The organism is Kribbella sp. WER1, from assembly GCF_054189145.1.
The window spans coordinates 2,390,532-2,413,890 of the sequence record NZ_CM135186.1; the positions used below are offsets into that span (position 1 = coordinate 2,390,532).

The 23,359-nt window shown below is 71.3% G+C and carries 23 protein-coding genes; 11 read left to right on the forward strand and 12 right to left on the reverse strand.

The genetic code is table 11. The annotated features are described in order from the left end of the window. Nucleotides 1–29 precede the first annotated feature (29 nt). The 7 genes from ACXJJ3_RS11695 (at nt 30) to ACXJJ3_RS11725 (ending at nt 7,042) form a co-directional block, all read left to right on the forward strand. Nucleotides 30–683 carry a response regulator transcription factor gene (locus tag ACXJJ3_RS11695; protein WP_458170010.1) on the forward strand — a complete coding sequence of 218 codons (654 nt, stop codon included), beginning with the start codon at nt 30–32 and terminating at the stop codon, nt 681–683. Beyond that, on the forward strand, nt 674–1,915 hold the full coding sequence (locus ACXJJ3_RS11700) for a sensor histidine kinase (protein ID WP_458170011.1): 1,242 nt from the start codon (nt 674–676) through the stop codon (nt 1,913–1,915). Before ACXJJ3_RS11695 ends, ACXJJ3_RS11700 begins: the two co-directional genes overlap by 10 nt. 39 nt (nt 1,916–1,954) lie before the next feature. Then, nucleotides 1,955–3,208, forward strand: a complete 1,254-nt coding sequence (locus ACXJJ3_RS11705) for a COG4705 family protein (protein ID WP_458170012.1) — start codon at nt 1,955–1,957, stop codon at nt 3,206–3,208. An 84-nt stretch (nt 3,209–3,292) separates the two neighbouring features. Then, nucleotides 3,293–4,219, forward strand: a complete 927-nt coding sequence (locus ACXJJ3_RS11710; protein ID WP_458170013.1) for an ABC transporter ATP-binding protein — start codon at nt 3,293–3,295, stop codon at nt 4,217–4,219. Beyond that, complete coding sequence (locus ACXJJ3_RS11715) at nt 4,216–5,049, forward strand: hypothetical protein (protein WP_458170014.1); 834 nt, start codon at nt 4,216–4,218, stop codon at nt 5,047–5,049. The genes ACXJJ3_RS11710 and ACXJJ3_RS11715 overlap by 4 nt, the downstream gene beginning before the upstream one ends. Nucleotides 5,050–5,102: 53 nt before the next feature. Then, the gene (locus tag ACXJJ3_RS11720; protein WP_458170015.1) at nt 5,103–6,380 is read left to right on the forward strand and encodes a sensor histidine kinase; all 1,278 of its coding nucleotides are present in this window, start codon (nt 5,103–5,105) and stop codon (nt 6,378–6,380) included. After that, nucleotides 6,377–7,042 carry a response regulator gene (locus ACXJJ3_RS11725; RefSeq protein ID WP_458170016.1) on the forward strand — a complete coding sequence of 222 codons (666 nt, stop codon included), beginning with the start codon at nt 6,377–6,379 and terminating at the stop codon, nt 7,040–7,042. The genes ACXJJ3_RS11720 and ACXJJ3_RS11725 overlap by 4 nt, the downstream gene beginning before the upstream one ends. On the opposite strand, the gene ACXJJ3_RS11730 is transcribed toward ACXJJ3_RS11725, so the two are convergent. Beyond that, the gene (locus tag ACXJJ3_RS11730; RefSeq protein WP_458170017.1) at nt 6,996–8,927 is read right to left on the reverse strand and encodes a hypothetical protein; all 1,932 of its coding nucleotides are present in this window, start codon (nt 8,925–8,927) and stop codon (nt 6,996–6,998) included. The genes ACXJJ3_RS11725 and ACXJJ3_RS11730 overlap by 47 nt on opposite strands. Nucleotides 8,928–9,010: 83 nt before the next feature. Between ACXJJ3_RS11730 and ACXJJ3_RS11735 the strand changes: the two genes are divergently transcribed. Further along, nucleotides 9,011–10,141: an alpha/beta hydrolase family protein gene (locus ACXJJ3_RS11735; RefSeq protein WP_458170018.1), complete on the forward strand. Its 1,131-nt coding sequence runs from the start codon at nt 9,011–9,013 to the stop codon at nt 10,139–10,141. Here ACXJJ3_RS11735 and ACXJJ3_RS11740 read toward each other — a convergent pair. From ACXJJ3_RS11740 to ACXJJ3_RS11765, 6 genes are read right to left on the reverse strand one after another with little or no spacing between them, the layout of a single operon-like run. Next, nucleotides 10,138–10,890 (reverse strand): hypothetical protein, encoded by a 753-nt coding sequence (locus ACXJJ3_RS11740; RefSeq protein ID WP_458170019.1) that lies wholly within the window; start codon nt 10,888–10,890, stop codon nt 10,138–10,140. The genes ACXJJ3_RS11735 and ACXJJ3_RS11740 overlap by 4 nt on opposite strands. Next, entirely contained in the window at nt 10,887–11,180 is a 294-nt protein-coding gene (locus ACXJJ3_RS11745; protein WP_458170020.1) for a PadR family transcriptional regulator, read from the reverse strand. The genes ACXJJ3_RS11740 and ACXJJ3_RS11745 overlap by 4 nt, the downstream gene beginning before the upstream one ends. Before the next feature lie 26 nt (nt 11,181–11,206). Next, entirely contained in the window at nt 11,207–12,103 is an 897-nt protein-coding gene (locus tag ACXJJ3_RS11750) for a decaprenyl-phosphate phosphoribosyltransferase (RefSeq protein ID WP_458170021.1), read from the reverse strand. Next, a complete protein-coding gene (locus ACXJJ3_RS11755) occupies nt 12,100–13,224 on the reverse strand; it encodes a phosphodiester glycosidase family protein (protein WP_458170022.1) in 1,125 nt (374 codons plus the stop codon). Before ACXJJ3_RS11755 ends, ACXJJ3_RS11750 begins: the two co-directional genes overlap by 4 nt. A gap of 2 nt (nt 13,225–13,226) precedes the next feature. After that, the gene (locus tag ACXJJ3_RS11760) at nt 13,227–13,919 is read right to left on the reverse strand and encodes an SDR family NAD(P)-dependent oxidoreductase (RefSeq protein WP_458170023.1); all 693 of its coding nucleotides are present in this window, start codon (nt 13,917–13,919) and stop codon (nt 13,227–13,229) included. A gap of 2 nt (nt 13,920–13,921) precedes the next feature. Continuing rightward, a complete protein-coding gene (locus ACXJJ3_RS11765) occupies nt 13,922–15,298 on the reverse strand; it encodes an FAD-binding protein (protein ID WP_458170024.1) in 1,377 nt (458 codons plus the stop codon). A 127-nt stretch (nt 15,299–15,425) separates the two neighbouring features. Here ACXJJ3_RS11765 and ACXJJ3_RS11770 point away from each other — a divergent pair, with 127 nt between their 5' ends. The 3 genes from ACXJJ3_RS11770 to ACXJJ3_RS11780 are packed head-to-tail and all read left to right on the forward strand — an operon-like array spanning nt 15,426 to nt 18,215. Continuing rightward, complete coding sequence (locus ACXJJ3_RS11770) at nt 15,426–16,808, forward strand: ATP-binding protein (RefSeq protein ID WP_458170025.1); 1,383 nt, start codon at nt 15,426–15,428, stop codon at nt 16,806–16,808. A gap of 39 nt (nt 16,809–16,847) precedes the next feature. After that, complete coding sequence (locus ACXJJ3_RS11775; RefSeq protein WP_458170026.1) at nt 16,848–17,525, forward strand: response regulator transcription factor; 678 nt, start codon at nt 16,848–16,850, stop codon at nt 17,523–17,525. 3 nt (nt 17,526–17,528) lie between these two features. After that, the gene (locus ACXJJ3_RS11780) at nt 17,529–18,215 is read left to right on the forward strand and encodes a phosphatase PAP2 family protein (RefSeq protein ID WP_458170027.1); all 687 of its coding nucleotides are present in this window, start codon (nt 17,529–17,531) and stop codon (nt 18,213–18,215) included. Here the strand turns inward: ACXJJ3_RS11780 and ACXJJ3_RS11785 are convergent. The 5 genes from ACXJJ3_RS11785 to ACXJJ3_RS11805 are packed head-to-tail and all read right to left on the reverse strand — an operon-like array spanning nt 18,157 to nt 23,344. Beyond that, nucleotides 18,157–18,879 (reverse strand): response regulator transcription factor, encoded by a 723-nt coding sequence (locus tag ACXJJ3_RS11785; RefSeq protein ID WP_458170028.1) that lies wholly within the window; start codon nt 18,877–18,879, stop codon nt 18,157–18,159. The two genes, ACXJJ3_RS11780 and ACXJJ3_RS11785, sit on opposite strands and share 59 nt — an antisense overlap. A gap of 40 nt (nt 18,880–18,919) precedes the next feature. Next, on the reverse strand, nt 18,920–21,553 hold the full coding sequence (locus ACXJJ3_RS11790) for an FtsX-like permease family protein (RefSeq protein WP_458170029.1): 2,634 nt from the start codon (nt 21,551–21,553) through the stop codon (nt 18,920–18,922). Then, nucleotides 21,553–22,215, reverse strand: a complete 663-nt coding sequence (locus ACXJJ3_RS11795) for an ABC transporter ATP-binding protein (protein ID WP_458170030.1) — start codon at nt 22,213–22,215, stop codon at nt 21,553–21,555. The genes ACXJJ3_RS11790 and ACXJJ3_RS11795 overlap by 1 nt, the downstream gene beginning before the upstream one ends. After that, entirely contained in the window at nt 22,212–22,904 is a 693-nt protein-coding gene (locus tag ACXJJ3_RS11800; protein ID WP_458170031.1) for an ABC transporter ATP-binding protein, read from the reverse strand. The genes ACXJJ3_RS11795 and ACXJJ3_RS11800 overlap by 4 nt, the downstream gene beginning before the upstream one ends. Then, nucleotides 22,868–23,344, reverse strand: coding sequence for a hypothetical protein (locus tag ACXJJ3_RS11805; protein ID WP_458170032.1), 477 nt, complete (start codon nt 23,342–23,344; stop codon nt 22,868–22,870). The genes ACXJJ3_RS11800 and ACXJJ3_RS11805 overlap by 37 nt, the downstream gene beginning before the upstream one ends. Between the last annotated feature and the right edge of the window lie 15 nt (nt 23,345–23,359).

Genomic DNA, 23,359 nt, shown 5'->3' on the forward strand with positions numbered 1-23,359 from the left:
CTCAGCTACGGCTGGGTAGGTTGCCGGAGGTGGCCAGAGTTGCGGTGTGTGAGGACGATCGTGCGTTGCGTGGTGTCCTGCGGCGGGCGCTGGAGGGCGACGGGCACTCGGTCGTCGCCGCTGCCGACGGGCGGGAACTGCTCGCGCAACTGGAGCCCGCGCCGAACGCCGTCGTCCTCGATCTGGGGCTGCCGGATGCGGACGGGCGGGACGTCTGCCTCGCGCTGCGGGCGTACGGAGTCGATGCGCCGGTGCTGATGCTGACCGCGTTGAGCGGGCTGCATCACAAGGTGAGTGGCTTCGAGGCGGGGGCGGACGACTACCTGACCAAGCCGTTCGACGTACCGGAGCTGCTGGTGCGGGTCCGGGCGCTGCTGCGGCGGACGACGGTGGCCGTCGCGGTCGACGAGGTGGAGCTGGACCCGACGAGCCACGAGGTACGGCGAGGTGCGTCCGGTGAGGCGTTGACGCCGACCGAGTTCCGGTTGCTCGGGCGGCTGATCTCGGTGCCGGGTGAGGTCGTCCGCCGGCATGCGCTGATCGCGGCGGGCTGGCCGCACGGGGCGTACGTCAGCGAGAACACGCTCGACTCGTACCTGCGCCGGCTGCGGGTGAAGCTCGACCGGCTCGGGATCGCGGAGCGGGTGGCGACCGTCCGCGGGGTCGGGTACCGATGGGACTGAGCGGTTTCCGCGGGCGGATCGTGTCGCTGGCGGTCCTGACCGCGACCCTGGTCGTCGCCGTACTCGTCGTCCTCAGTCACGTGCTGCTGAGCCGGGCGACCGAGGCCGACACCCGGACGCTCGCGCGGACCCGCGCGGAGGCGGTCGCCGCGACGGTCGAGGTGGTGAACGGGAAGCTCCGGCTGGTCGAGGGCACCGGCGACGCGTTCGACACGGTCACCTGGGTGTACGCCGACGGCCGGCTGATCGACGGCGTACTGCAGGAGCCGACCGCCGACGACGTCCAGCGGCTCGGCCGGACCGGGCAGGACGAGTTCGTCACCACGCAGCGCTACCTGCTGTACGGTGCCCCGCTGCCGGTGCAGGGGCAGCACGTGACCGTCGTCGTGATGGTGGACCTCGCGACGTACGAGCGGTCCGAGCAGCGCAACCTGGTGATGTCGCTGATCCTCGGCGCGTTCGCGATCGTGCTGGCCGGCGTGATCGCGTACGTCGGGGTCAGCCGCTCGCTGCAGGTCGTACGCCGAATGTCCACGCTGGCCGACGAGTGGGGCGACCACGACCCGGACCGGCGGTTCCGGATGGGGCCGCCGCGGGACGAGTTCGGCGAGCTCGCGCAGACGTTCGACCGGCTGCTCGACCGGGTCTCGGACACGATCGCCGACGAACGCCGGCTGACCGACGAGATCGCCCACGAGCTGCGGACGCCGATGGCCGTGCTGCGCGGCGAGGCCCAGCTCGCGGAGCTGTCCGCGTCCGAGGTCGACCCGCAACTGGTCCTCACCGAGACGGACCGGCTGAGTACGGCGGTGACCGCGATCCTCGACGCCGCCCGGTCCCGGATGCCGCGCGAGGCGAGCTGCCGGCTGGCACCGGTCCTCGAGCAGATCGGGTACGGCGGCCTGCCGCCCGACCTGGAGGTCGCCGTACCGGCCGACGTCGCGGTGGCGGTCCTGCAACCGCTGCTCGACAACGCCGCCCGGCACGCGCGATCCAGCGTGTCGCTGACCGCGGAGACGGCCGACGACCACGTCCTCGTCCACGTCCTCGACGACGGTCCGGGCTTCCGCGAGGACGAGCTGGAACGCGTTTTCACCCCCGGCCACAGCCGGACGAACGGGCACGGTCTCGGGCTCGCCGTCGTCCGCCGGATCGCCACCGCGACCGGCCTCACCGTGCGCGCGATCGCCGACGGCCGCGGCCACGTCGAAGTCAGGTTCCCCCGGCGCTAGTCAGGTTGTCTGCAGGTTCTCCACGCCAGGGTGGCGGGTATGACGACCAACACCGCAACCCGCACAGCAACACCTCGTGTGCTGCTGAACAAGGTGCCTGAAGTCACCATCTGGTTCTGGCTGATCAAGATTCTCTGTACGACGGTCGGCGAGAGTTTCGCGGACTGGATCAACATGCAGCTCGGCGTCGGCCTGGGCATGACCGCGGTGATCTTCACCGTGGTGTTCGCGGCCGTCCTCGTCTGGCAGTTCAGCACCTCCCGGTACCGGCCGGCGGCGTACTGGCTCACCGTCGTCGTCGTCAGCGTCACCGGCACGCTGTACACCGACATCCTCACCGACCAGCTCGGCGTGCCGCTGTGGATCAGCACCTCGGTGTTCGCCGTCGCGCTCGCGGTGGTCTTCGGGATCTGGTGGGCGCGGGAACGCACGCTGTCGATCCACAGCATCGTCAGCAAGCCGCGCGAGGCCTTCTACTGGCTCGCGGTCCTCGTCACGTTCGCGCTCGGTACGGCGGCCGGCGACTGGACGCTCGAGCTGACCGGCTGGAGCCCGGGTGTGTCGGTGCTGCTGCCGCTGGCGCTGATCGCGATCATCGTGGCCTGCTGGCGGATGGGCGCGAACCCGGTGCTGGCATTCTGGCTCGCGTACGTGCTGACCCGCCCGCTCGGCGCGAACCTGGGCGACTGGCTCGCCTCGCCGAAGGTCCCCGACAAGGGCCTCGGGCTCGGCACGCTCGTCACCAGCCTGATCTTCCTGGCCGCGATCCTGGCGACCGTGGTGTACCTGACGCTGACCAAGTCCGACGTCATCGAGGACCACCAGCAGCAGACCCGCGTCCCGAAGTACCACCGGCGTGGCCGGGAGTGGCCGATGGTCGGCGTGATGGCCGCCTCCGCGGTCGCGGCCGGCGTACTGCTGAACTGGGCGTCGGCGCAGCCGCACGCGAACGCGGCCGCCGAGGGCGAAGGCCCGAACCCGGGGGCGAACCTCCATCTCAGCTCGAAGCAGGCGCTGGCCAAGTTCCCGGCCGTCGACGTGCGGCACTTCCGGACGATCGTCAAGGGCATGGACACCGCGCTGGTGAAGGGTGACCAGGCCGCACTGAACCAGGGCGTGGACGCGTACGAGAAGGCCTGGGACGACGACCAGCCCAAGCTTCAGCCGCTCGACGGCAAGGCCTGGAGTTTCATCGACGCGCAGAACGATGCGCTGTTCACGTCGGTCCGCGAGAAGAAGGACCCGACCGCCGAGAAAGCCGCCGTCACGGCGCTGCTGAAAACCTTCGGCTGACGTAGTACCCCGGTACCACCGAAGGACGGAAGATCAGGCCGCGGTACTACGGTTCCGGCGGTCTGGTCTTCCTACCTTTGCACCATGATCGAGGCGAAGCAGCTGACGAAGCGGTACGGCGAGACGACGGCGGTCGACGGACTGGAGTTCACGGTCCGGCCGGGCGCCGTCACCGGGTTCCTCGGGCCGAACGGCGCCGGGAAGTCGACGACGATGCGGATGATCATCGGCCTGGACGCGCCGACCAGCGGATCGGTGACGGTGAACGGCAAGCACTACCGCGAGCACCTGTCGCCGCTGCAGGAGGTCGGCGCGCTGCTCGAGGCGAAGTCCGTACATCCCGGCCGCTCCGCCTACAACCACTTGCTCACCCAGGCACAGACACACGGCATCCCGCGCCGCCGGGTGGACGAGGTGATCGAACTGACCGGCCTGCAATCGGTCGCGCGGAAGCGGGCCGGTCAGTTCTCGCTCGGGATGGGCCAGCGGCTCGGCATCGCCGGTGCGCTGCTCGGGGACCCGGCGACCGTGATGCTGGACGAGCCGGTGAACGGGCTGGATCCCGAAGGGGTGCTGTGGATCCGGAACCTGCTCACCCGGCTCGCCGGCGAGGGCCGCACGGTGTTCGTGTCCTCGCACCTGATGAGCGAGATGGCGCTGGTCGCGGACCGGCTGATCATCGTCGGCCGCGGCAAGCTGCTCGCCGACACCAGCGTCGACGAGCTGGTCCAGCAGGCCGGCGGTGACGCCGTCCGGGTGGCGACCGCCGAGCCCGCGAGGTTGCGGGACGCGCTGGCCGGGCCGGGCGTGCAGATCGTCGGCGCCGGCTCCGAGGAGCTCGAGGTGACCGGCCTGACGGCACGATCGGTCGGTACGACGGCCGCCGAGCACGGGATCGCGCTGTACGAGCTGAGCACCGTGAAGGTGTCGCTCGAGCAGGCGTTCATGGACCTCACCCGCGACGAGGTCGTCTACCACGGCACCACCGAACTCCAGGAGCGTGCCGCATGACCGCCGTCGCGCAGCAGCAGCCGGCCGCCGCCACGAAGCCGGCGTACCGCGTCACCGGAACGCATGTCCTGCGGTCGGAGTCGACCAAGTTGTGGTCGTTGCGGTCCACCTGGATCACGCTCGGGCTCGCGCTGCTGTTCCTGCTCTTCTTCGGCATCGTCGCGGCCTGGCGCTACCACTCCGCGTTCACCTCGGGCCGCCGGATGGACCCCGACTTCGCGGACTCGACAGCGCTCAGCCTGTCGTTGTTCGGCGTACCGATCTCACAGCTGGCGCTCGGGGTGCTCGGCGTCCTGGTGACGGCCGGCGAGTACTCCACCGGATCGATCCGCTCCACCCTCGCCGCGGTCCCCCGGCGGTTGCCGGTGCTGTGGTCGAAGGCAGTGGTGTACGGCGTGGTTGCGCTGGTGCTTGCCCTGGTCGGGACGTTCGTGGCGTTCTTCGTGGACAGCGGGATCCTGCACAACACCCCGGCCGCGCTGACGATCTCGAGCAGCGGCGTACTGCGGAGCCTGGTCGGGGCGACCGTCTACCTCTGTCTGGTCGGCGTCATCGGGGTCGCGCTCGGCGCGCTGCTGCGGTCGGTGGCCGGGGCGATCTCGGTGCTGGTCGCGGCGCTGATGCTGGTACCGGGCCTGATCTCGCTGTTGCCGACCTCCTGGCACAACGCGATCCAGCCGTACCTGCCGAGTGTCGCGGGCGAGTCGATGTATTCGCTGCAGCACGGACCGCACACGCTGTCCGCGGGACCGGGGTTCCTGGTGTTCGCGGCCTGGACGGTGCTGGCGCTGGCCGGCGCGGCGTGGCGGTTGTCCCGCAGCGACGCCTGAGCGGCAACTGAGGACGGTCTGCCGCCATGCGCCCCGACGGTCACAATGGAGTCGTGACGGTGGTTGGCGGATCGATGCCGCCGGTCGATCCTGATCCGCTGTGGCGGCACCCGTGGGTGGTCCGCCTCAGCGGGGTCGCCCGGCGGCTCCGGCACGCGGATCGTGCCCGGCCGTGGGTTCTCGACACGCTCGTGGTGCTCGGCGCCGTGCTGCTGTTCTGCGTACCGGACCTGGTGCGCGGCGCCGATCCGCGGGAGCTGGCCGGTCCGTTCACCCAGCTTCCCCGGTCCGGCGTGATCGCGCTGCAGGCCGGTCTGGTGCTGCCGCTGCTCGTCCGGCGGCGTGCGCCGATGACCGCGTTCGTGCTGACGGCGATCGCGTTCACCGTGCAGTGGTCGCTGCTCGTGTTCCTGCGCGCGGATGTCGCGTTGCTGATCGCGCTCTACAGCCTCACGCTGCACAGCTCACTGCGCCGGCTGCTCTGGGCGTGCGCGATCACGATCGCGGCGTTCGCGTTCGCGGTGGTCCAGGTCGCCCCGATCGCGTCGGTGGCCGAGATCGCGTTCTTCCTGGTCAGCGCGATGACCGCGGCGATCGCGCTCGGCCTGGTGGTCCGGATCCGGCGCTCGCAGCTCGCCGGTCTGCGGGACCGCGCGGCCCGGCTGGAGATCGAGCGCGACCAGCGCACGCTGCTCGCCGTCGCCGGGGAACGCGCCCGGGTGGCCCGCGAGATGCACGACATCCTCGGACACAACCTGTCGGTGATCATCCGGCTCGCGGACGGCGGCGCGTACGCGGTCCGCGTGCATCCGGAGCGCACCGTCGAGGCGCTGACACTGATCGGCGAGACCGGGCGTGAGGCGCTCAACGACCTGCGGCGGACACTCGGGGCGCTGCGCGACGAGTCCGCCGTACCGGAGCTCAGCCCGCAGCCCGGGATCGCGGACGTGGACGCGCTGTGCGAACGGTTCCGGGCTGCCGGTCCGCGGGTCAGCTACCGCACCGCCGGCGAGTTCCCGGCCGACCGCGGGCTGCAGCTGGCGGCGTACCGGATCGTGCAGGAGGCGTTGACGAACACCCTCAAGCACGCCGGGCCGGACACCGACGCGCAGGTGTCGCTCGAGGTCGTCCAGCAGCAACTCCGGATCCGGGTCGAGGACACCGGACCGGTCGGCGTACCACCGCTCGCTCAGACCGACACCGGGCAAGGCCTGATCGGGATGCGCGAGCGGGCAGCCCTGTACGGCGGCGTCGTCCGCAGCGGCCGTACTCCCGCCGGCGGCTGGCGGGTCCAGACCGAACTCGATCTCGCCCCGCAGAGGACATCATGACCACGGTTCTGATCGTCGACGACCAGCCGCTGCAACGCCTCGGCCTCCGGATCCTGCTCGAGTCCGTCCCGGAGACCCAGGTCGCGGGCGAGGCCGAGAGCGGTTCGGAAGCGGTCCGGCGGACCGCCGAGCTGCACCCGGACGTGGTGCTGATGGACATCCGGATGCCCGGCATGGACGGGATCGAGGCCACCCGCCGAATCGTTGCCAGCGGCAATCGCTCGCGGATCCTGGTGCTCACCACGTTCGACCTCGACGAGTACGCGCACGCCGCGCTCCGGGCCGGGGCCAGCGGGTTCCTGCTGAAGGACGCCCGCCCGGACGAGCTGCTCGGCGGCATCCGCGCGGTCGCGGCCGGCGACGCGATCATCGCGCCCGCGCTCACCCGGCGGCTGCTGGATACGTATGCAGGTCAGCTGACCGGCGCCTCCCGGGACGGCGACAGCGGCCGGCTCCGCGCCCTCACCGACCGCGAACGCGAGATCCTGATCGCGATCGGCCGCGGCTGGACCAACCCGGAGATCGCCGCCCGGCTGCACCTGTCCGAGTCGACCGTGAAGACGCACGTCGGCCGGGTACTCGCCAAGATCGGCGCCCGCGACCGCGTGCAGGCCGTCATCTTCGCGTACGACGTAGGACTGGCGTCGCCGAATCCGGCATAGCAGCCACCAGCAGCGGGACCGCCACGGCACAACAGATCCCGAGCACGATCACGCCCGAGTCGTTCGCCAGCACCCCGATCACCGCGGTCACCAGACACGCCGCGATACACGGCCGGAGCAAGGGCTCGGCGGCGAACAGCTCGGCCGCCCGGCCGCGCGGCCGGATCACCAGCCCCGCGGTGAGCACCACCAGGGCCACGACCAGCACGGCCAGCCACGGGCGGCCCCCGAACGACTGCAGGTTGGCGTCGAGCTTGCGGTGCAGGATGCTGCCGGAACCACCGTCGATCACCTGCTGGACGAAGTTCCCCAGATGCGATCGGTGACCCGGACCGCGCGACCAGTCGAGCAGCGCGATTCCGGTGACGGCCACGACCCCTGCCGCGGCGGCGACCAGCACCCAGCGCGCACGGATCTCGGCGACCGCGACCACCAGTACGGCGACGCCCGGCACCAACGCCAGTACTCCCCCGAAGTCCGCACCGAACGACGGCCAGCCGTCCACGATCACCGCTGCCAGGCCGACCGCGATGATCACCAGGATGGCGCGACGGCGGGGCAACACGCTCGCCGCCCAGGCACCGATGACCAGGACCGCCATCGCGAAGACGCCGAAGGCAACGTTCCCGACGCCGTAGAACCGGCCGGCGTCGAGTGGCGACAGGCCCCACAGGCTCGACAGCTGCAGGCGTGAGCCGGTCACCACATCAGCGGCCAGGACGACCGCCGTCACCGCGGCCACGAACCCGGCGGACCCGAACCGCTGTCGCTGCCACGGGCCGAACCTGGCCACCGTGCCGACGATGAGCGCCCAGCCGACCGCACCGATCCACAGCACCAGCGAGGACGCCGCGAACCGCCACCACTGCAGGAGATTCGCCAGGAACGATGCCACCGGCAACGAGGCGCTGACCAGCAGCAGCCACCGCGACCGGCCGAACAGCAGTACCAGTCCGCTGACGATCAGGGCGGCCGCACCGACGATCCAGTAGAACGCGGTGACGTTCCGGTCGATCGTCTGCGCCGCGCCGTCGAACTGCGTCAGCTCCCGGACCAAGGTCTGGGTGTCGCGCGGTGCGCCGGTCGTGGTCCGCAGTACCGATCCGACCGCCCGGTCGGGTGTGGACACGCCCAGCGCGGAGAGCACGGTCGGCGTGAGGTCCGTGAGCTGGACGAGGCCCGGGTGCCGCGTCGAGTTCGCGGTCAGCCAGCCGTTCCCGTTGCCGTGGACCAGCAACGCCTGCAGATGCGGGGACGTTCCGTCGGGCAGGCCAACGATCACCAGTTCGGCCGACGGCACCGTGGCCTGTACCTGGGCGATCGCCGCGTCGAGCCCACCCGCCGAGACCTCGGCGACAGTCAGCGGACACGCCGTCAGGTCGGCCGCCTCCAGTCGTGGGCGGTACCGCGCCACCTGCCCGCGAGCATTCGCCAACGCGAGAGCCGCCCCCGGCCCGACCGCCGTCGCACACCCCCGCTGCGCCGCCCCCGCGGACAGCAGCCCGAACTCCGGGTTGTACGACGACTGCGCACCGAGCGCCTGAATCGCCGACCACTGCGACGGCAACAAGCCGGCCGGATCCTCACACGCGCCGTTGGGCCCACGCGGCGCCGCGGTCCGGACGCCGGTGTTCAACGTCAGCCACCCGTCGGCGGGACACCCGACCACGTCCACCGTCCGCACCGACACCGCCGCGACGGCCGACTGCCCGGCCAGGTTCCACAGATTCGGCGTGGCCCCCGCCGACACATCCGACCACTTCAGCCCGCTCACCCCGAGCACCACCACATGCGCCGAGCCGGCCCCGGCGAACGCCGGAGTCACCGCCCCCAGGACCAGGAACCCGAGCAGCAACGCCGCCAGGGCACGCGCGAGCCGTGCCATGGGTGGACCGTATCCACGATTTCCTGAGTGGGAGCTGAGTCGTAGTACGCATCATGTAGTACGCAGTGTGTACTATGACCGGCATGCGGAGACATCGGTGGTTGCGGCGGGTACTGATCGGGATCGGCAGTGTGATGGTGCTGCTGGCCTGGTACGTGATGGCGATGGCCGCGTTCGGGGCGCGGCACGTGGCGCTGCCCGAGCTGACCGGGAAGTACCAGGTCGGCCGGACGAGTTTCGAGTGGGCCGACACCGGGCGGGCCGATCCGCTCGACCCGCACCACGGGCCGCGCCGGTTGTCGGTCTGGCTCTGGTACCCGGCACCACCCGCGGCGCAGGGACCACATCCGGCGTACGCGCCGGGGCTCTGGTCGAAGCTCGCGTTCGGGGCTCCGGCCGGGTGGTTCGAAACCGACTTCGGGAAGATCCGGGTGCGGTCGATCGACGGCGCCGCGGTGGCCGACGGGCGGTTCCCGGTGGTCGTCCTCGAACCGGGCATGGGCTTCGCGGCACCGCAGTACAGCGCGCTGGCCGAGAGCCTCGCGAGCCACGGGTACGTCGTCGCCGGGCTCACACCGACCTACAGCGCGAACCTGACCGTGCTCGGCGGCCAGGCCGTCCCCGGCAACAAGCAGGGCAACCCGCCGGACATCGGCGGGCACACCGGCGAGGCGCAACGCACCGGCGACCGGCTCGCCACCGAGTGGGCCACCGACGCGCGCTTCGTCGCGACGCAGGTGCTCGCGCTCGGCCGCACCGGCCAGTTCGCCGGCAAGCTCGGGCCGCAGATCGCGTACGTCGGGCACTCGTTCGGCGGGGCGTCGTCGCTGGAGGCCTGCCGGGAGGACCCGCGCTGCGCCGGCGCCGTGGACCTCGACGGCACCCAGTTCGGCCAGGTCGTCGGCACCGGGCTGGCGAAACCGTTCCTGATCCTCGGCGCCGAGGACTCGTGCACGACCGGGACCTGCGGCCCGAAGGCCACCGACCAGGGCGGCGAACAGGCCACCGCGACAAAGTTGCTCAAAGCAAGCACCGGCCGGCACACGCTGATCGTGGTCCCCGGCACGCACCACCTCAACTTCACCGACTACGGCCTGTACTTCCTCGGCCCGCCGCTCCGCGGCCTGATCGGCCTCGGCAGCATCGACGGACGCCGGGCACTGGCGATCCAGAACGACGACGTCACGACGTTCCTGGACCAGGCAACGCGCTAGCCGGTTCGAACCTCGGCCAGGTCGTGGACTGTCCCGTTGACCGCGGCGGCCAGCGCAAGCACGGTGGCACCTCCCAGCACCCCCGGGAGGTTGCCGCTGGCCGTCAGAATCGTCAGCCCACTCCCGGCCAAGCCCGCCGCTGTGGTCCACAAGCCGACGCGCAGACGACCGGGCCCCGGCAGGGCGACGGCCGCCAGGTCGACGTCCGCAACGGTCCGGATCACCTGCCCGGCGACCATCATCAACGCCACCCACCATGCGGCGACGACCGCCAGCTTGACCACCGTCGGGACGGCGAGCTCGCTGTGGACGGCGGCCACCACGCCCGCACCGATCGCCACCGGCAACGCAATCCGCCGGGCCGCGAGCACCGCGAGCTGCACCACCGACCGCAGCCGCGGAATCGGCAACGCCAGCAGGAAACCGACGAACGTCATCGTGTCGAACACCGTGAGGATCCAGGACCGCGCCAACCCCCGCGGCACCGCCCCCGTCAGCTCCAGCACCGCATGCGCCGTCAACCACCCGGCCGCGGTCACGACCACCGCGAGCGCCGCCACCCGCCGCCGCCGCTCCGCCCCGGAGTCCGCCGGCCAGATCGCCGGATGCAACCACATCCCGCCGATCGCCCACACAAGTCGCGGCACGCCGCGCCAGCCGCCGCGGTCCACCTCCCCCGCCAGCTCCGCACCCCACCGCTCGCGGAACACCCGCGGGTACAGCCGGACCAGCACCTCGGGCCCGCTCATGTGAGCCCGAGGTTGCGGAGGCCCGCGTTCGCCACCCGAGCCATCGCCCGCAGCTCCTGCTCCAGTACGCCGCGACCGGACGCGGTGAGCTGGACCGGCCGCTGCCGCCCCTGCTCCTCCAGCGACTCGATCAGCCCCTTGGCCTCCAGGCGGGTCAAGGCGCCGTACAAGCTCCCGGCCCCCAGCCGTTGCCCGGTCAGCTCCTCGATCGCGTTGTTGATCGCATACCCGTGCTTCGGGCCGTCCGCGAGCACCGAGAGCACCAGCGTCTGCGAGTCGTTCGCCTGCATCCCTTCACCGTACTACGCGGCGCGTATCAGGCGAAGTACAACCCGACCGCGAGCAGGGCCGCCCAGCTCAGCCCGGCCAGCAGCAGCACGCGGTCCCGGAAGATCTCGTGCTCCGGTTCCTCGCCCCGCCCGGTCGACACCAGCAGCGCGTACCGGAGCAGCCCGGTGAAGAACGGCAGGAACGAGATCGCCAGCAACTCCCGGTACACGTCGTGCCCGAGGTACTGGAACGCCCACATTCCGTACGACATCGCCGTCCCGAGCAGCGCGACCGTCATCACCTGGTCGAGCCACGACGTCGGGTACGCCGCCAGTACCGGCCGACTGACCGCGTTCCCGGCGCGCTGGTGCTCGGCCTTCCGCTTCCCGGTGACCAGGAACATCGCCCCGAACAACGACACCAGCAGGAACCAGTGCGACACCGGCAACCCGGCCGCCGTCCCACCGGCCGCCGCCCGCAGTACGAACCCGAGCGCGACGATGATCAGGTCGATCACCGCGACATGCTTCAGCCCGGCGACGTACAGCACCTGCGCGACCAGGTACGCCGCGGCCAGCGCGAACGTCTGCCACCCGAGACCGCTCACGATCGCGAGACCGACCAACGCCGACGTGACGCCGAACACCGCCGCCACCAGCGGGCTGAGCGCACCGGAAGCGACCGGCCGCAACTGCTTGCGCGGATGCCGGCGGTCGTCGGGCGCGTCCCGGATGTCGTTGAACGCGTAGATCGCCACCGACAGCAGGATGAACCCGGCCGCCGCGATCGCCGCCCGCATCAGGACGGCCGGCGACTCCAGCGCGCCCGCGGCGGCCGGCGCGGCGAAGAGCATCACGGCCTTGTGCCACTGCTGCGGACGGCTCAGCCGCAGCAGCGACCGCGCCGTACTCTCGTGCCGGACCGGCTGCAGAACGGTAGTCATTTCGCCGTCACATAGAAGAAGTCGCGCTGGTCGGGGACCAGGTAGCGGTCGGGCGGAGAGCTGATCGACGGCAGCAGGCGGTGCCCGGTAACGGTGCCGTTCGGCCCCGGCTGCTCGATGTCGAAGCTCACGATCGCCGAATGGATGTCGAGCTCCATGCCCTGCACGATGCCGGCCTGGTGCATCGCCGCGGCCAGCGTGGCGAGCGTGAGCTTGCTGCCGACAACGTAGATCAGGTTGCCGTGGGCATCGGTTCCGAGACCGGACCGCCAGGTGTACTGGAACTGGCTCTTGACGGTTCCCCAGCGCCCGTTCGCGTTCACCGTCAGCCCCGGCACGATCTGGCCGTCGACAATCACCGGGTCGAGGTTCTGCCGGACCGCGACGACGTCCTTGGTCATCCGTACCGTCTGGTTCCAGGTGCCGATCCGGACCGAGCCGTCGCGGTAGATCACCGCCGACGCGCGGCCGTTCACCAGGGGTATCGCGGCGGACTCGGTCGTCCACCAGCCCCCGTGCGAGTCGTTCATCTTGAACCCGGCGTTGAACGTCGCCACCAGGTTCGGCCGGTCGGACTGCGGGACGGAGTACCCGTTCCTGGAGGCCATGCCGACGAGCGGCTCGCGGGTCCCGGGCATCAGGTGCAGGTGGTAGGTGCCGCGCGGCATCAGCGCCGCCGCGGCCGTGACCGGCAGGTGGCCGGGGTCGGTCCGGAACCAGCTCGTCCAGAGCAGCGGTACGCCGGAGCGCCGCGCGACCGACCACACGCCCTCGCCCTGCAACGGCGGGACGCCCGGCAGCAACCGGACCACCGGCAACCCGGCAGACGTCGGGCTCGCCTTCGGCTCGCCGGCCGTCGGACCTGTCGTTGCCGGAACCGTGACGTCGATCGGTGCGCCGGTCGCGGGCGGCTGCTGGTGCGAATACTTCCAGGTCTCGATCGCGTCGATCAGACCGCCGCCGCCGTGGTCGCGGAACCACTCGACGGTCCGCACGCTGAAGCTCGCGTTGCCCGGGTAGAGCAGCGCGCGGACGTACGAAACCGCGGGGACGACCAACAACAGGCACACGACCAGCGCGATCCAGCGCTTGCGGATCCGGCGACGACGCTTCCGGTTCATCTTCATCGCCACGCCGCCGGAAGCAGCTTGCGGGGCAGCAGATTCAGCACGCGTACGGCCAGACTCATTGCTCCCGGCACCCAAACGACCGCCTTGTGCAGCTCGACCGCCGCCGCGACCCGCCGGGCCACCCGCTCCGGCGTCGTCGCCAACGGCGGTTTCGGCAACCCCGCGGTCATCCGCGTCGTCACGAACCCGGGCCGTACGACGAGCACCCGGACGTCGGACTGCCGTCCGAGTACCAGCGCCGTCGAGTCCGCGAGCTGTTTGCCGAGCGAGTACGCCGCGATCGACGCCCGCGGCCGGACCGCGGCAGCCGACGACAGCAGCACGATCTGCTCGGGCTTGCGCCGTACCAAGGCCTGCAGCAGCAGGGAGATCGCCGTGCCGTTGACCTGCAGGCCCTCCGCGAACGACTTGGCCGCCATCGATCCGACCGCGACGATCGCCAGCTCCAGCGGGTGTTGCGCGCACGCGTGGTCGAGCATCCCGTCGAGTTCGCCGGTGTCGAGCGCCGCGTCGTACTCCGTCGTGGACACCGGGTAGCCGGCCTCGCGGAGCTTCTCGGCGTTGCGCCAGAGCTCGCCGCTCGGGCGGCCGGCCAGGATCACGTGCCGCGGCGCGGGGCCGAGCAGTTGCATCAGTACCGCCATTCCGATCTCCGAGGAGCCGCCGACGAGGAGCACCGAACCCATGGTCATGACAGCAGTCCGAGCCGCTCGGCGAGGCCGGACGTCCAGCGCCCGGCCGGATCCAGCCGGTGCTGCGTACGCCGCCAGGTCGGTAACCGCGGGTACATCAACGGGATCAGCTCCGGGTCGGTGACCGCGTCCTTCGCGAGGTACACCCGGCCGCCGGCGCCCGCGACCAGCTTGTCGATCGGGTGCATGGTGCCGGGCTGCAGGTGCCGCGCCGGGAGGTCGACCGCGAGCGTCCAGCCCGGGATCGGGAACGACAGCGCCCCCGCCGTACCGAACCCGAGGTTCTTCAACGTGGCCAGCGCCGGCGTCAGCCCGTGCGTCCCGAGGTACGCGAGTACCTCGTGGATCGTGCCGATCTCGTCGGGCGGTACGGCGAACTGGTACTGCACCAGCCCGCCCTGCCCGAACGCCGCGGGCCAGCCGTCGGCGCGGTCCAGCGGGCACAACGCGGGACGCATCGCGACGAGCTGCGAGTTCGCGGACCGGCTCAGGTGCCACCGGGCGGCCGAGGCGGTGGCGATCGTCGCGCCGGTGACCACGCCCGGCCCGGGCAGCGAGCGCCGCCGGCGTCCCGCGGGCAACCGGTTCTCGGGGTACGGCGCGACGGCGCCCGGGAGGTCCAGCGTCGAGGCGCCGTAGAACTCGTCCACGATGCCGCGGCCGAGGCTCGCACCGTGCGCGTGCGCGTCCAGCCAGGCGACCACGTGCCGTTCCGGATCGAGCTCCTGCCGGGTCGCGGCGGCGCGCATCGCGGCGACGGTCTCGTCCAGCGACCGGGTCCGGCGGCGGTTCCGGATCAGCCAGCCGGTGTCGACGCGCTGCAACTGGATCGCCGCCCGGAGGATCACGCCGGTCAGTCCCATCCCGCCGATCGTGGCCCAGAAACCGTCCGGGTCCTGGCCCGCGGACAGCTGGGCGATCGTGCCGTCCGACCGCAGCAAGGCGATCCACAGCACGTGCTGGCCGAACGATCCCGCGCCTGGGTGGTTCTTCCCGTGCACGTCGGACGCGATCGCCCCGCCGAGCGTGATCCGCTCGGTGCCGGGAACCACCGGAAGTTTCCAGCCGAGCGGGAGGGTCTGGTCGATCAGGTCCGACAGCAGCGCGCCGCCCTCGACGACCACGACACCGTTGCCTTCGTCGAACGACACGATCCGGTCGAACGCGGTCAGCTCGAGCACCTCAGCGTGCGCAGCACCCGGGAGGGCCGCGTCACCGTAGCTCTTGCCGGCACCGCGCACGGTGAGCCGCGGCGCGGCCAGGACCGCGTCCACGAGCCCGCCGTCGAAGGTCGGTCGCCACACCTCACACGTGCGGCGCATCGTGCGGCCCCAGCCGGACAGCGACTCGGTGCCGTGATCTTCGGGTGTCACGTTTTCGACGCTAGGCACGACGCACTGAGAGCGTGCTGAGTCAGAACCGGAGCGGCGGCACTCAGGCGTTCCTCAGGGGTCGCCAACGAGACTGGGCCGAGGGGTTTCTCGGGAAGGAGCAACCGGTTTGCCGTCGATCTCCCGGCTCCGGCGTGCCAGTGTGCGGAGCAGATCGACCGCGGCCGCGATCGTCGTCGTCGCGGCGGCGATGGCGCTCGGCGCCGGCGTTCTGCTGCTGCTCCTGCAGCGGGCGCTGATCAGCGCGGCCTCGGACGCCGCCGACGGGCGGGTCGCCGACGTCGCCGCCCAGGTCGGCGCGGAAGGTGTCGACAACCTCGGCGCGGACCTCGCGAAGACCACCCGGGCGAGCCAGATCGTGCAGGTGCTGGACAGTTCCGGACAGGTGGTCGCGGCGTCGTCGGCGCGCGCGGAGACCGTGCCGCTGACCCGGTTGCGGCCGGGCGCCGGCAAGGTACTGCGCGCCGAGGTCGGCGAGATGCCCTTGCTGGACGACGATCACGACTACCTGATCGTTGCCCGCGGCGTCCAGTACGGCGGTACGACGTACACCGCGGTGGTCGCGTCGTCGGTCGAGACGCAGCGCGCGACCGTTGCCACCGTCACGCAGTACCTGCTGCTCGGGTTCCCGGTGCTGCTGATCGTGGTCGGGGCGGCGAGCTGGATGCTGACCGGGCAGGCGCTCCGGCCGGTGGAGCGGATCCGGTCCCGGGTGCAGGGCATCGAGTCGAGCGACCTGACCGAGCGGGTCCCGGTACCGGAGACCGACGACGAGATCGCGCGGCTGGCCGCGACCATGAACGAGATGCTGGACCGGCTGCAGGCCGGGCAGGCGAACCAGCGGCGGTTCGTCGCGGACGCCAGCCACGAGCTCCGGTCGCCGCTCGCGACCGTGTCGGCCGGGCTGGACGTGATCGAGCCGACGGCCCGCGGGCAGGCCTGGCAGGGACTGCACGAGCTGATGAAGGGCGAGGCCGTCCGGATGCAGCGGCTGGTCGAGAACCTGCTGCTGCTCGCGAAGGCCGACGACGCCGCGCTGCCGCTGCACCGCTCCGACGTCGACCTCGACGACCTGCTGGACACCGAGGTACGGCGGCTCCGGGCGGCGCAGCGGCTCCAGGTGCAGGCCGACGTACAACCGGTCCGTGTGGTCGGGGATCCGCTGCGGCTCAGTCAGCTGATCCGGAACCTGGTCGAGAACGCGGCGACCGCGGCGCACAGCACGGTCCGGCTGAGCGCGACCGAACAGGACGGCCGGGCCGTCGTCACGGTCGAGGACGACGGCGACGGGATCCCGGAGAGCGACCGGGAGCGGGTGTTCGAGCGGTTCGTCCGGCTCGACACCAGCCGGGCGCGGGCCAGCGGCGGCTCCGGACTGGGGCTGTCGATCGTCCAGGAAATCGCCAAAGCGCATCACGGAACCGTCACATTGGCCCCGGCAGCCTCACAGGGAACCGTCGCAACGGTCACGTTGCCGCTGCCGACACGCTGACTCAGGTTGCTCTCAGCAAGCTGGCACGACACTGGAATCATGCGGGTGCTGATAGTCGAGGACGAGGTCCCCCTGGCCGAGACGGTTCGGCACGGGCTGACCGAGGACGGGTTCGTGGTCGAGGTCGTGCACAACGGTGAGGACGCCGTCTGGGCCGCGACCGAGCACGCGTACGACGTCATCGTGCTCGACATCATGCTGCCGAAGCTGAACGGCTACAAGGTGCTCGAGCAGATCCGCGAGCGCGGCGTCTGGTCGCCGGTGCTGATGCTGACCGCGAAGGACGGCGACTACGACCAGACCGACGCCTTCGACCTCGGCGCCGACGACTACCTGACCAAGCCGTTCAGCTTCATCGTGCTGGTCGCCCGGCTGCGGGCACTGATCCGCCGCGGCGCCCCCGAGCGCCCGGTCGTGATGACCGCCGGCGACCTGGTGCTGGACCCGGTCCGGCGCCGGGTGGAGCGGGCCGGCCAGGAGATCGTGCTGACCCGCCGCGAGTACGGGCTGCTCGAGTTCCTGATGCGGCACCGCGGCGAGACCGTGAGCAAGAGCGAGATCCTGGAGAGCGTCTGGGATCCGGCGTTCGAGGGTGATCCCAACGTCGTCGAGGTCTACATCCGGTACCTGCGGCTGAAGCTCGACGCGCCGTTCGAGCGGAACGCGATCCAGACGCTGCGCGGTATGGGCTACCGCCTCGACCCCGACGGCGGCTGAGCTGTGCAGTTGCTGTCCCGCACCGCCGTCGGTCTGCTCTTCACACTGCTCGGCACGATCGCGTTCGTCGTCCAGGCGGACGCTGCCGTCGAGGGTGACGGGCTGGCCGCGTTCGACCCGCAGCTGACCGCGAATTTCGTTGCCCACCGCACCGATGTACTGAGCTTCTTCGCCCGCGCGATCACGTTCGTCGGCCAGGTCCCGGTCCTCACCGCGCTCACCGTGGTGGTCGCGGGCCTGATCCGGCTGCGCATCCACCGCTGGCGGCCGGCCGTCGTACTCGCAGCCGGGATGGTGGGCGCGGCGCTCCTCACCTACGTACTGAAGGTCCTGATCGGCCGGCACCGGCCGGACGCGCACCTCGTGATCGGCACGATCGACACCGGGTTCTCGTTCCCGTCCGGGCACACCCTGAGCGGCACGGTCTTCTTCGGGCTGCTCGCCGCACTGCTCTGGTACACGGGCGTCTCGCGGGCGGTGAAGATCGCCGGCACGGCGCTTGCGGTGGTGCTGAGCATCGCGATGGGACTGAGCCGGGTGTACCTCGGCTTCCACTGGGCGACCGACGTACTGGCCGGGTGGACGGTGGCGGTGACCTGGTTGGGTCTGCTCGCCACGGTCGTGCATCTGGTCAGCTCGTCGCGGGCGGGTCGAGCCGATAGCCGTGACCCCGGAGCGTCGACACCGTAGGCAGCCGGACCGACGGTACGGCGGCCCGCGCGGACTCCAGGCGGCGCCGCAGCGCCGCGATCGTGACGTCGAGCGTCTTCGTCGAGCCGTACCAGTTCTCGTCCCAGACCGTCGCCATCAGGTCCTCGCGGGACAGCGCGGCACCGGCGTTCAGGACCAGCGTCTCCAGGAGCTCGTACTCCTTCGGGCGCAGCGGGAACTCGGCGGCGGCGACCGTACAGCGGCGGGCCGCGGTGTCCACGGTCAGGTCCGCGATCGCCACCGGCCCCTCGACCCGCGGCGCCGGGCGACGGCGGAGATGCGCCCGCAGCCGCGCCAGCAGCACCGTCAGGCTGAACGGCTTCACCAGGTAGTCGTCCGCGCCGGCATCCAGCCCCGACACGATGTCGATCTCCTCGCCGCGCGCGGTCAGCATCACCAGCAGCAGCCCCGGCAGCTCGGCCCGCAGCCGGCGGGCGAGGTCCACGCCGTCGGCGTCGGGGAGTCCGAGGTCCAGGAGGACAACCTCGGCCTGTTCCCGACGCGCGACAGCCAGACCGGCGCGACCGGTCTGCGCCCAGAACGTCTCGTACCCGTTCCCGGTCAGCGCCCGTTCGAGCAACCGCCCGATCCGGTCATCGTCCTCGACGATGACCACCGGAGTACGTTCGGTCGTGGACTTCACACCCCTGACCGTAGGACCGGCCAACTGAGGACAAGCTGAGTCACAGCTCCCGCAGCTCCTCCACCGCGGGCCGGGTCGACCGCTGCGCGCTGGCCAACGCGCCGGCCGCGATCGCCGCCACCGCGACCACGAGCGTCACGCCCAGATACGGCCACGGCACGGCCGCCGACGACGGTGGCGGGTCGAACACCCCGGTCAGCACCTTGATCAGCATCCCGGACAACCCCCAGGCCACCAGCGCGCCGCCGGCCAGGCCACCGATCGTCACCGCCAGCGCCTCGCTCAGCACCAGCCCGCGCAACTGCGCCCGGCGCGCCCCGAGTACGGTCGCGATCGCGAAGGTACGGCGTCGTTCGGCCAGCCCGAGCGCCAGCACCAGACCACCCGCGCCGGCCGCGATCAGTACCGCGAACGCCAGCTCGAACCGGGTCAGCCCGGCCAGATCGACCGATGTCAGGCTGGAGCCGACCTGCGCCCGGACCTGGGTCAGATCGGTGACCTTCGCCGAGTCGCCGAGCTTGCTCCGGACGGCGTCCGCGACGGCTTTCTGGTTCTTGCCGCCGGTGTCGACGAGGAACGAGCCGATCGCGTCGCTCCCGGTCGCCTTCGCGACGTACGCCGCGTTCGCGACGAAGAAGCTGTCCCGCGGCGCGGTCGGGAACTCCTTGACGATCCCGGCGTAGTGGAAGGCCACGGTCCGGAACCCCTTCGTCCGGCTGTCCTGCAGCCGCAGGCGGATCAGGTCGCCGGGCGACAGCTGGAAGTCCTTCACGGTTTCGTCGCTGACCAGGATCGAGTCCGGCCGTTGCGCGAGCTGCTGCAGCAACGAATGCGCCGTACCGCCGAGGAAGTACGCGTCCTGCAGCGCGGTCGATCCGGCGATCGTGTCAGGCCGTACGCCGTAGAAGTCCTGCAGGTCCGAACCGACGTACGCGAGCCGGTGCTGCAGCGGTTCCACCCGGCGTACTCCGGGGATCGCGGCCAGCGTGCTGCCCGCGGCCGGGCCGACGACGACGCCGGGCGACTCGGTGACCGTGACGTCCGCGCCGTTCGTCAGAACCGCGTCGGCCTCCGCCTGCTGCCGGTACGTCGCGTTGAACGTCGCCGTCGACACCGCGAACGAGATCGCCAGCGCCAGCAGTACGACGGATCGCACCAGCGGCGTGCGCTGCCGGGACATGCTCGCCGCGGTCGTCCGCGCCAGCGGTCCGGTCAGCGGCCGGACCAGCGCGGTCAGCGGGCCACGTCCGTACTTCAACGCCAGCGATGCGAGGCGCCAGAGCAGCAAGGCGCCGCCGATCCACAGCAACGCCGGGCCGAAGAACGCCCAGTACGACACGGAGATCTGCGGTACGCCCTCGGGCGCGAGCACCAGCGAGTAGTTGTTGCTGCTCGACGCGCGGAACACCAGCAGCGAGACGACCAGGCAGATGACGTCGAGCCCGAGCCGCATCCACAACGGGCTGCGGGCGCGCTCGACCTGCCGGCGTGCGGCGACCACGCTGCTCCGGCGCAGATCACGGACCGCGGGCAGCAGTACCGTCAGCGCCGCGATCAGCAGGCCGACGCCGGAGGCGATCCCGAACCACAGCAGGGTCGCCCCGGTTCCGGCGCCGAACGACGTACTGCCGAACGCGGTCCCGCCGACGATCGCCGCCACCGCCACGCCCAGGATGCCTCCGAGGACGCCGACCAGCGCGGACTCCAACGCGGCCAGCCCGACTACGCGGCGGATACCGAAGCCGCGCACCCGCAGCAGGGCCTGCTCTCGCCGTCGCCGGACCGCGCCGGATCCGGCGACCGCGGCCGTCAGCAGGGCCGCGAGGACGGCGCCCGGCAGGCCGAGGCAGAGGAACAGGATCTGCGCGTACGCCGCGTCGCTCCGGGCCGCGTCGAGCGCCGCCGCCAGGTTGTCACCTACGACGGCCGCTCCCGCGGACCCCGCCTCCAGGTTGTGGGCGGCACCAACGACACTGGTGTACGCGGCGGCCGGGGCGTGCGGGAGGGACGCCGTCCGGTTCGCGTGGATCTGAGTGGTTGCCTGGTTCATCAGTTGCGCGAAGCGGTCGGCGGGCAGCAGGACGACGTTGTCCGGTGGTGCGGACGGCTGGGACTGCGGTGGAGCGCCGACCTTCTGGAACAGCGAATCCGCCTGCGGCAGGTCGATCACGCCGTCCACCGTGACCTGCACCGGCGGCCGTCCGGGGCGGCCGATCCGGATCGTGTCGCCGGGAGCCGCGTGCAGGTTCGCCGCGGTCTGCTGCGCGAGCAGTACGCCGTCCGGGCGGCCGGTCAGCTGCCGTACCTCGCCCGGGAACGCGGTGCGGTAGTCCTTCGGGATACCGAGCACCACCCCCGGTCCGGTCGACTGCGTCGAGCCGCCGATCGTTGCCTGGAACCCCGTCGTACGGCCGAACCGGACCGGTAGCGCGGTCGTGATGCCGGGGGTCCGGCGTACGGCGGCGAGCACAGCCGCGGGGTCGCCGCCTGGCTGGACCTCGACCTGCCAGTCGACCGCGACGGTGGCGATCGCGCGCTGCGTCATCGTCGCCTTCGAGGCAGTCAGGAACGCGCCGATCGCGGCGATCAACGCGACCGACAGGCCGACGCCCGCCGCCGTCGCCAGCAACCGCCACGCGCGGTGCCGCACCAGGCCACGCAACCAGAGCATCATCAACGGACACCTTCCATGGTCGGTACGACGAGACGTCCGTCGTGCATCTGCCAGTGCTCGTCCAGTCGATCGGCGACCGCTGGATCGTGCGTCGTCACGACGAGTGCCGCGCCGGTCTCGTCCGCTGCCTGCAGCAGTACGTCGAGCACGTGGGCGCCGGTGTCCGCGTCGAGCTGACCGGTCGGCTCGTCCGCGAGGACGAGGCGTGGGCGGAGGGCAATCGCCCGCGCGATGGCCACCCGCTGTGCCTGGCCGCCGGACAACGTGTCCGCCAGTTGATCCGCCAAGGCCGCGACACCGACCGACTCCATCGCCGCTGTCGCACGCCGGTCCGCCTCGTCCTCGGAGACGCCGGTGAGTACGGCGGCGAGGCCGACGTTCTCCTGCACCGTCAACGCCGGCAGCAGGCTCGGGCCTTGGAAGACGACGGCGATGTCCCGCGACCGTTCATCGCCGGACTCGGGCCATTCGACCGTTCCGTCGGTCGGGGTCTCGAGGCCGGCCAGCAAATGGAGCAATGTCGACTTCCCGGACCCGGACGATCCGGTGATCGCGATCCGCGCGCCTGGGTCGACCTCACACGTACAACCGTGCACCGCGACCACAGCTTGGTCCCCCTGCCCGAATGTGCGGGCAGCGTCCGTACACCGAACCAACGTCATCCCACAACCCTCCCGTCGGCCAACGCCACCACCCGATCCGCAATCTCCGTCACCGCCGCACTGTGCGTCACCACCAGCACCCCCCGCCCGTCCCGAGCCCGCGCCCTGATCAACTCCAGCACCACCTGCTCCGTCTGCCCGTCGAGCTCCCCCGTCGGCTCATCCGCCAGCAAGACCTCCGGATCATTGCCCAAAGCAACCGCAAGCCCCGCCCGAGCCAACTCCCCACCCGACAACTCCCGAGGCAAAGCCGCCCCCCGCTCCCCCAGCCCCACCCATTCCAGCAACTCCTCAGGCTTCACGGGTTTGCTGCGGGCTTGGGCTAACTGGATGTTTGCTCGTACTGAGAGGTGGGTGAGTAGGTTGCCGGACTGCAGCAGGACGCCTAGGCGGCGTCGGCGGATGCGGGCTCGGTCGGGTTCTGGGCGGTGGCTTATGCGTTCGCCTGCGAGAGTGACTGCGCCGCCGTCAGGCTCGTCCAGGCCGGCCAGGCAGGCGAGGAGGGTGGACTTGCCGGAGCCGGACGGGCCGACCACGGCGACCACCTCGCCGCGGGCGACATGCAGGCTGACGCCGCGGAGTGCGAGCGTCTCCTCGTCCCCCGAACGGTAGAACCGGTACAGATCGTCGCACCGCAGTACATCGGCGCCCATCACGCCCACCGGAACGAGTCGGAGACGGTCTTCCACGGGTCGACGTTGTCGGCGTTCACCGGACCCACCAGGGTCAGCGCGACCAGCTTGCCGCCGCGGTAGAACAGGTATCGCTCGAAGGCGTCCCGCACCACCTTCCCGGTCACCGGATCCTGCGCCGAGTCCCCCTGGTACGTGACCAGCACGACCTTCCCCGCGGACCGGCTGATCTCGCTCACCTTGCCCATCGCGAACCGCGGCACGCTCCGCCCCAGCTCGGCGACGACCGTACTGCTCACCGACTGCGCCGTCGGCGCCGACGACGTACTCGACGGCGCGGTCTCGATCCGGTTCAGCTTGTCGGTGAACGACGTCGTCGTCCCGCTCACCGTGCGCGCCCACCCCTCCGGCACCTTCACCGAGAAACCGGCCCCCTGGAACGCGACGAATGCCTGGTTGTCCGGGATGTCCCCCGGCGGATTCGACTCGGTCGCCACCGGCTTCGACGGCTG

Coding starts and splice junctions, on each gene's coding strand:
- ACXJJ3_RS11795 (WP_458170030.1), bottom strand. CDS start 22,215: ATGACGTTGGTTCGGTGTACGGACGCTGCCCGCACATTCGGGCAGGGG.
- ACXJJ3_RS11745 (WP_458170020.1), bottom strand. CDS start 11,180: ATGCAGGCGAACGACTCGCAGACGCTGGTGCTCTCGGTGCTCGCGGAC.
- ACXJJ3_RS11760 (WP_458170023.1), bottom strand. CDS start 13,919: ATGGGTTCGGTGCTCCTCGTCGGCGGCTCCTCGGAGATCGGAATGGCG.
- ACXJJ3_RS11725 (WP_458170016.1), top strand. CDS start 6,377: ATGACCACGGTTCTGATCGTCGACGACCAGCCGCTGCAACGCCTCGGC.
- ACXJJ3_RS11735 (WP_458170018.1), top strand. CDS start 9,011: ATGCGGAGACATCGGTGGTTGCGGCGGGTACTGATCGGGATCGGCAGT.
- ACXJJ3_RS11715 (WP_458170014.1), top strand. CDS start 4,216: ATGACCGCCGTCGCGCAGCAGCAGCCGGCCGCCGCCACGAAGCCGGCG.
- ACXJJ3_RS11730 (WP_458170017.1), bottom strand. CDS start 8,927: ATGGCACGGCTCGCGCGTGCCCTGGCGGCGTTGCTGCTCGGGTTCCTG.
- ACXJJ3_RS11710 (WP_458170013.1), top strand. CDS start 3,293: ATGATCGAGGCGAAGCAGCTGACGAAGCGGTACGGCGAGACGACGGCG.
- ACXJJ3_RS11740 (WP_458170019.1), bottom strand. CDS start 10,890: ATGAGCGGGCCCGAGGTGCTGGTCCGGCTGTACCCGCGGGTGTTCCGC.
- ACXJJ3_RS11750 (WP_458170021.1), bottom strand. CDS start 12,103: ATGACTACCGTTCTGCAGCCGGTCCGGCACGAGAGTACGGCGCGGTCG.
- ACXJJ3_RS11705 (WP_458170012.1), top strand. CDS start 1,955: ATGACGACCAACACCGCAACCCGCACAGCAACACCTCGTGTGCTGCTG.
- ACXJJ3_RS11775 (WP_458170026.1), top strand. CDS start 16,848: ATGCGGGTGCTGATAGTCGAGGACGAGGTCCCCCTGGCCGAGACGGTT.
- ACXJJ3_RS11790 (WP_458170029.1), bottom strand. CDS start 21,553: ATGATGCTCTGGTTGCGTGGCCTGGTGCGGCACCGCGCGTGGCGGTTG.
- ACXJJ3_RS11755 (WP_458170022.1), bottom strand. CDS start 13,224: ATGAACCGGAAGCGTCGTCGCCGGATCCGCAAGCGCTGGATCGCGCTG.
- ACXJJ3_RS11700 (WP_458170011.1), top strand. CDS start 674: ATGGGACTGAGCGGTTTCCGCGGGCGGATCGTGTCGCTGGCGGTCCTG.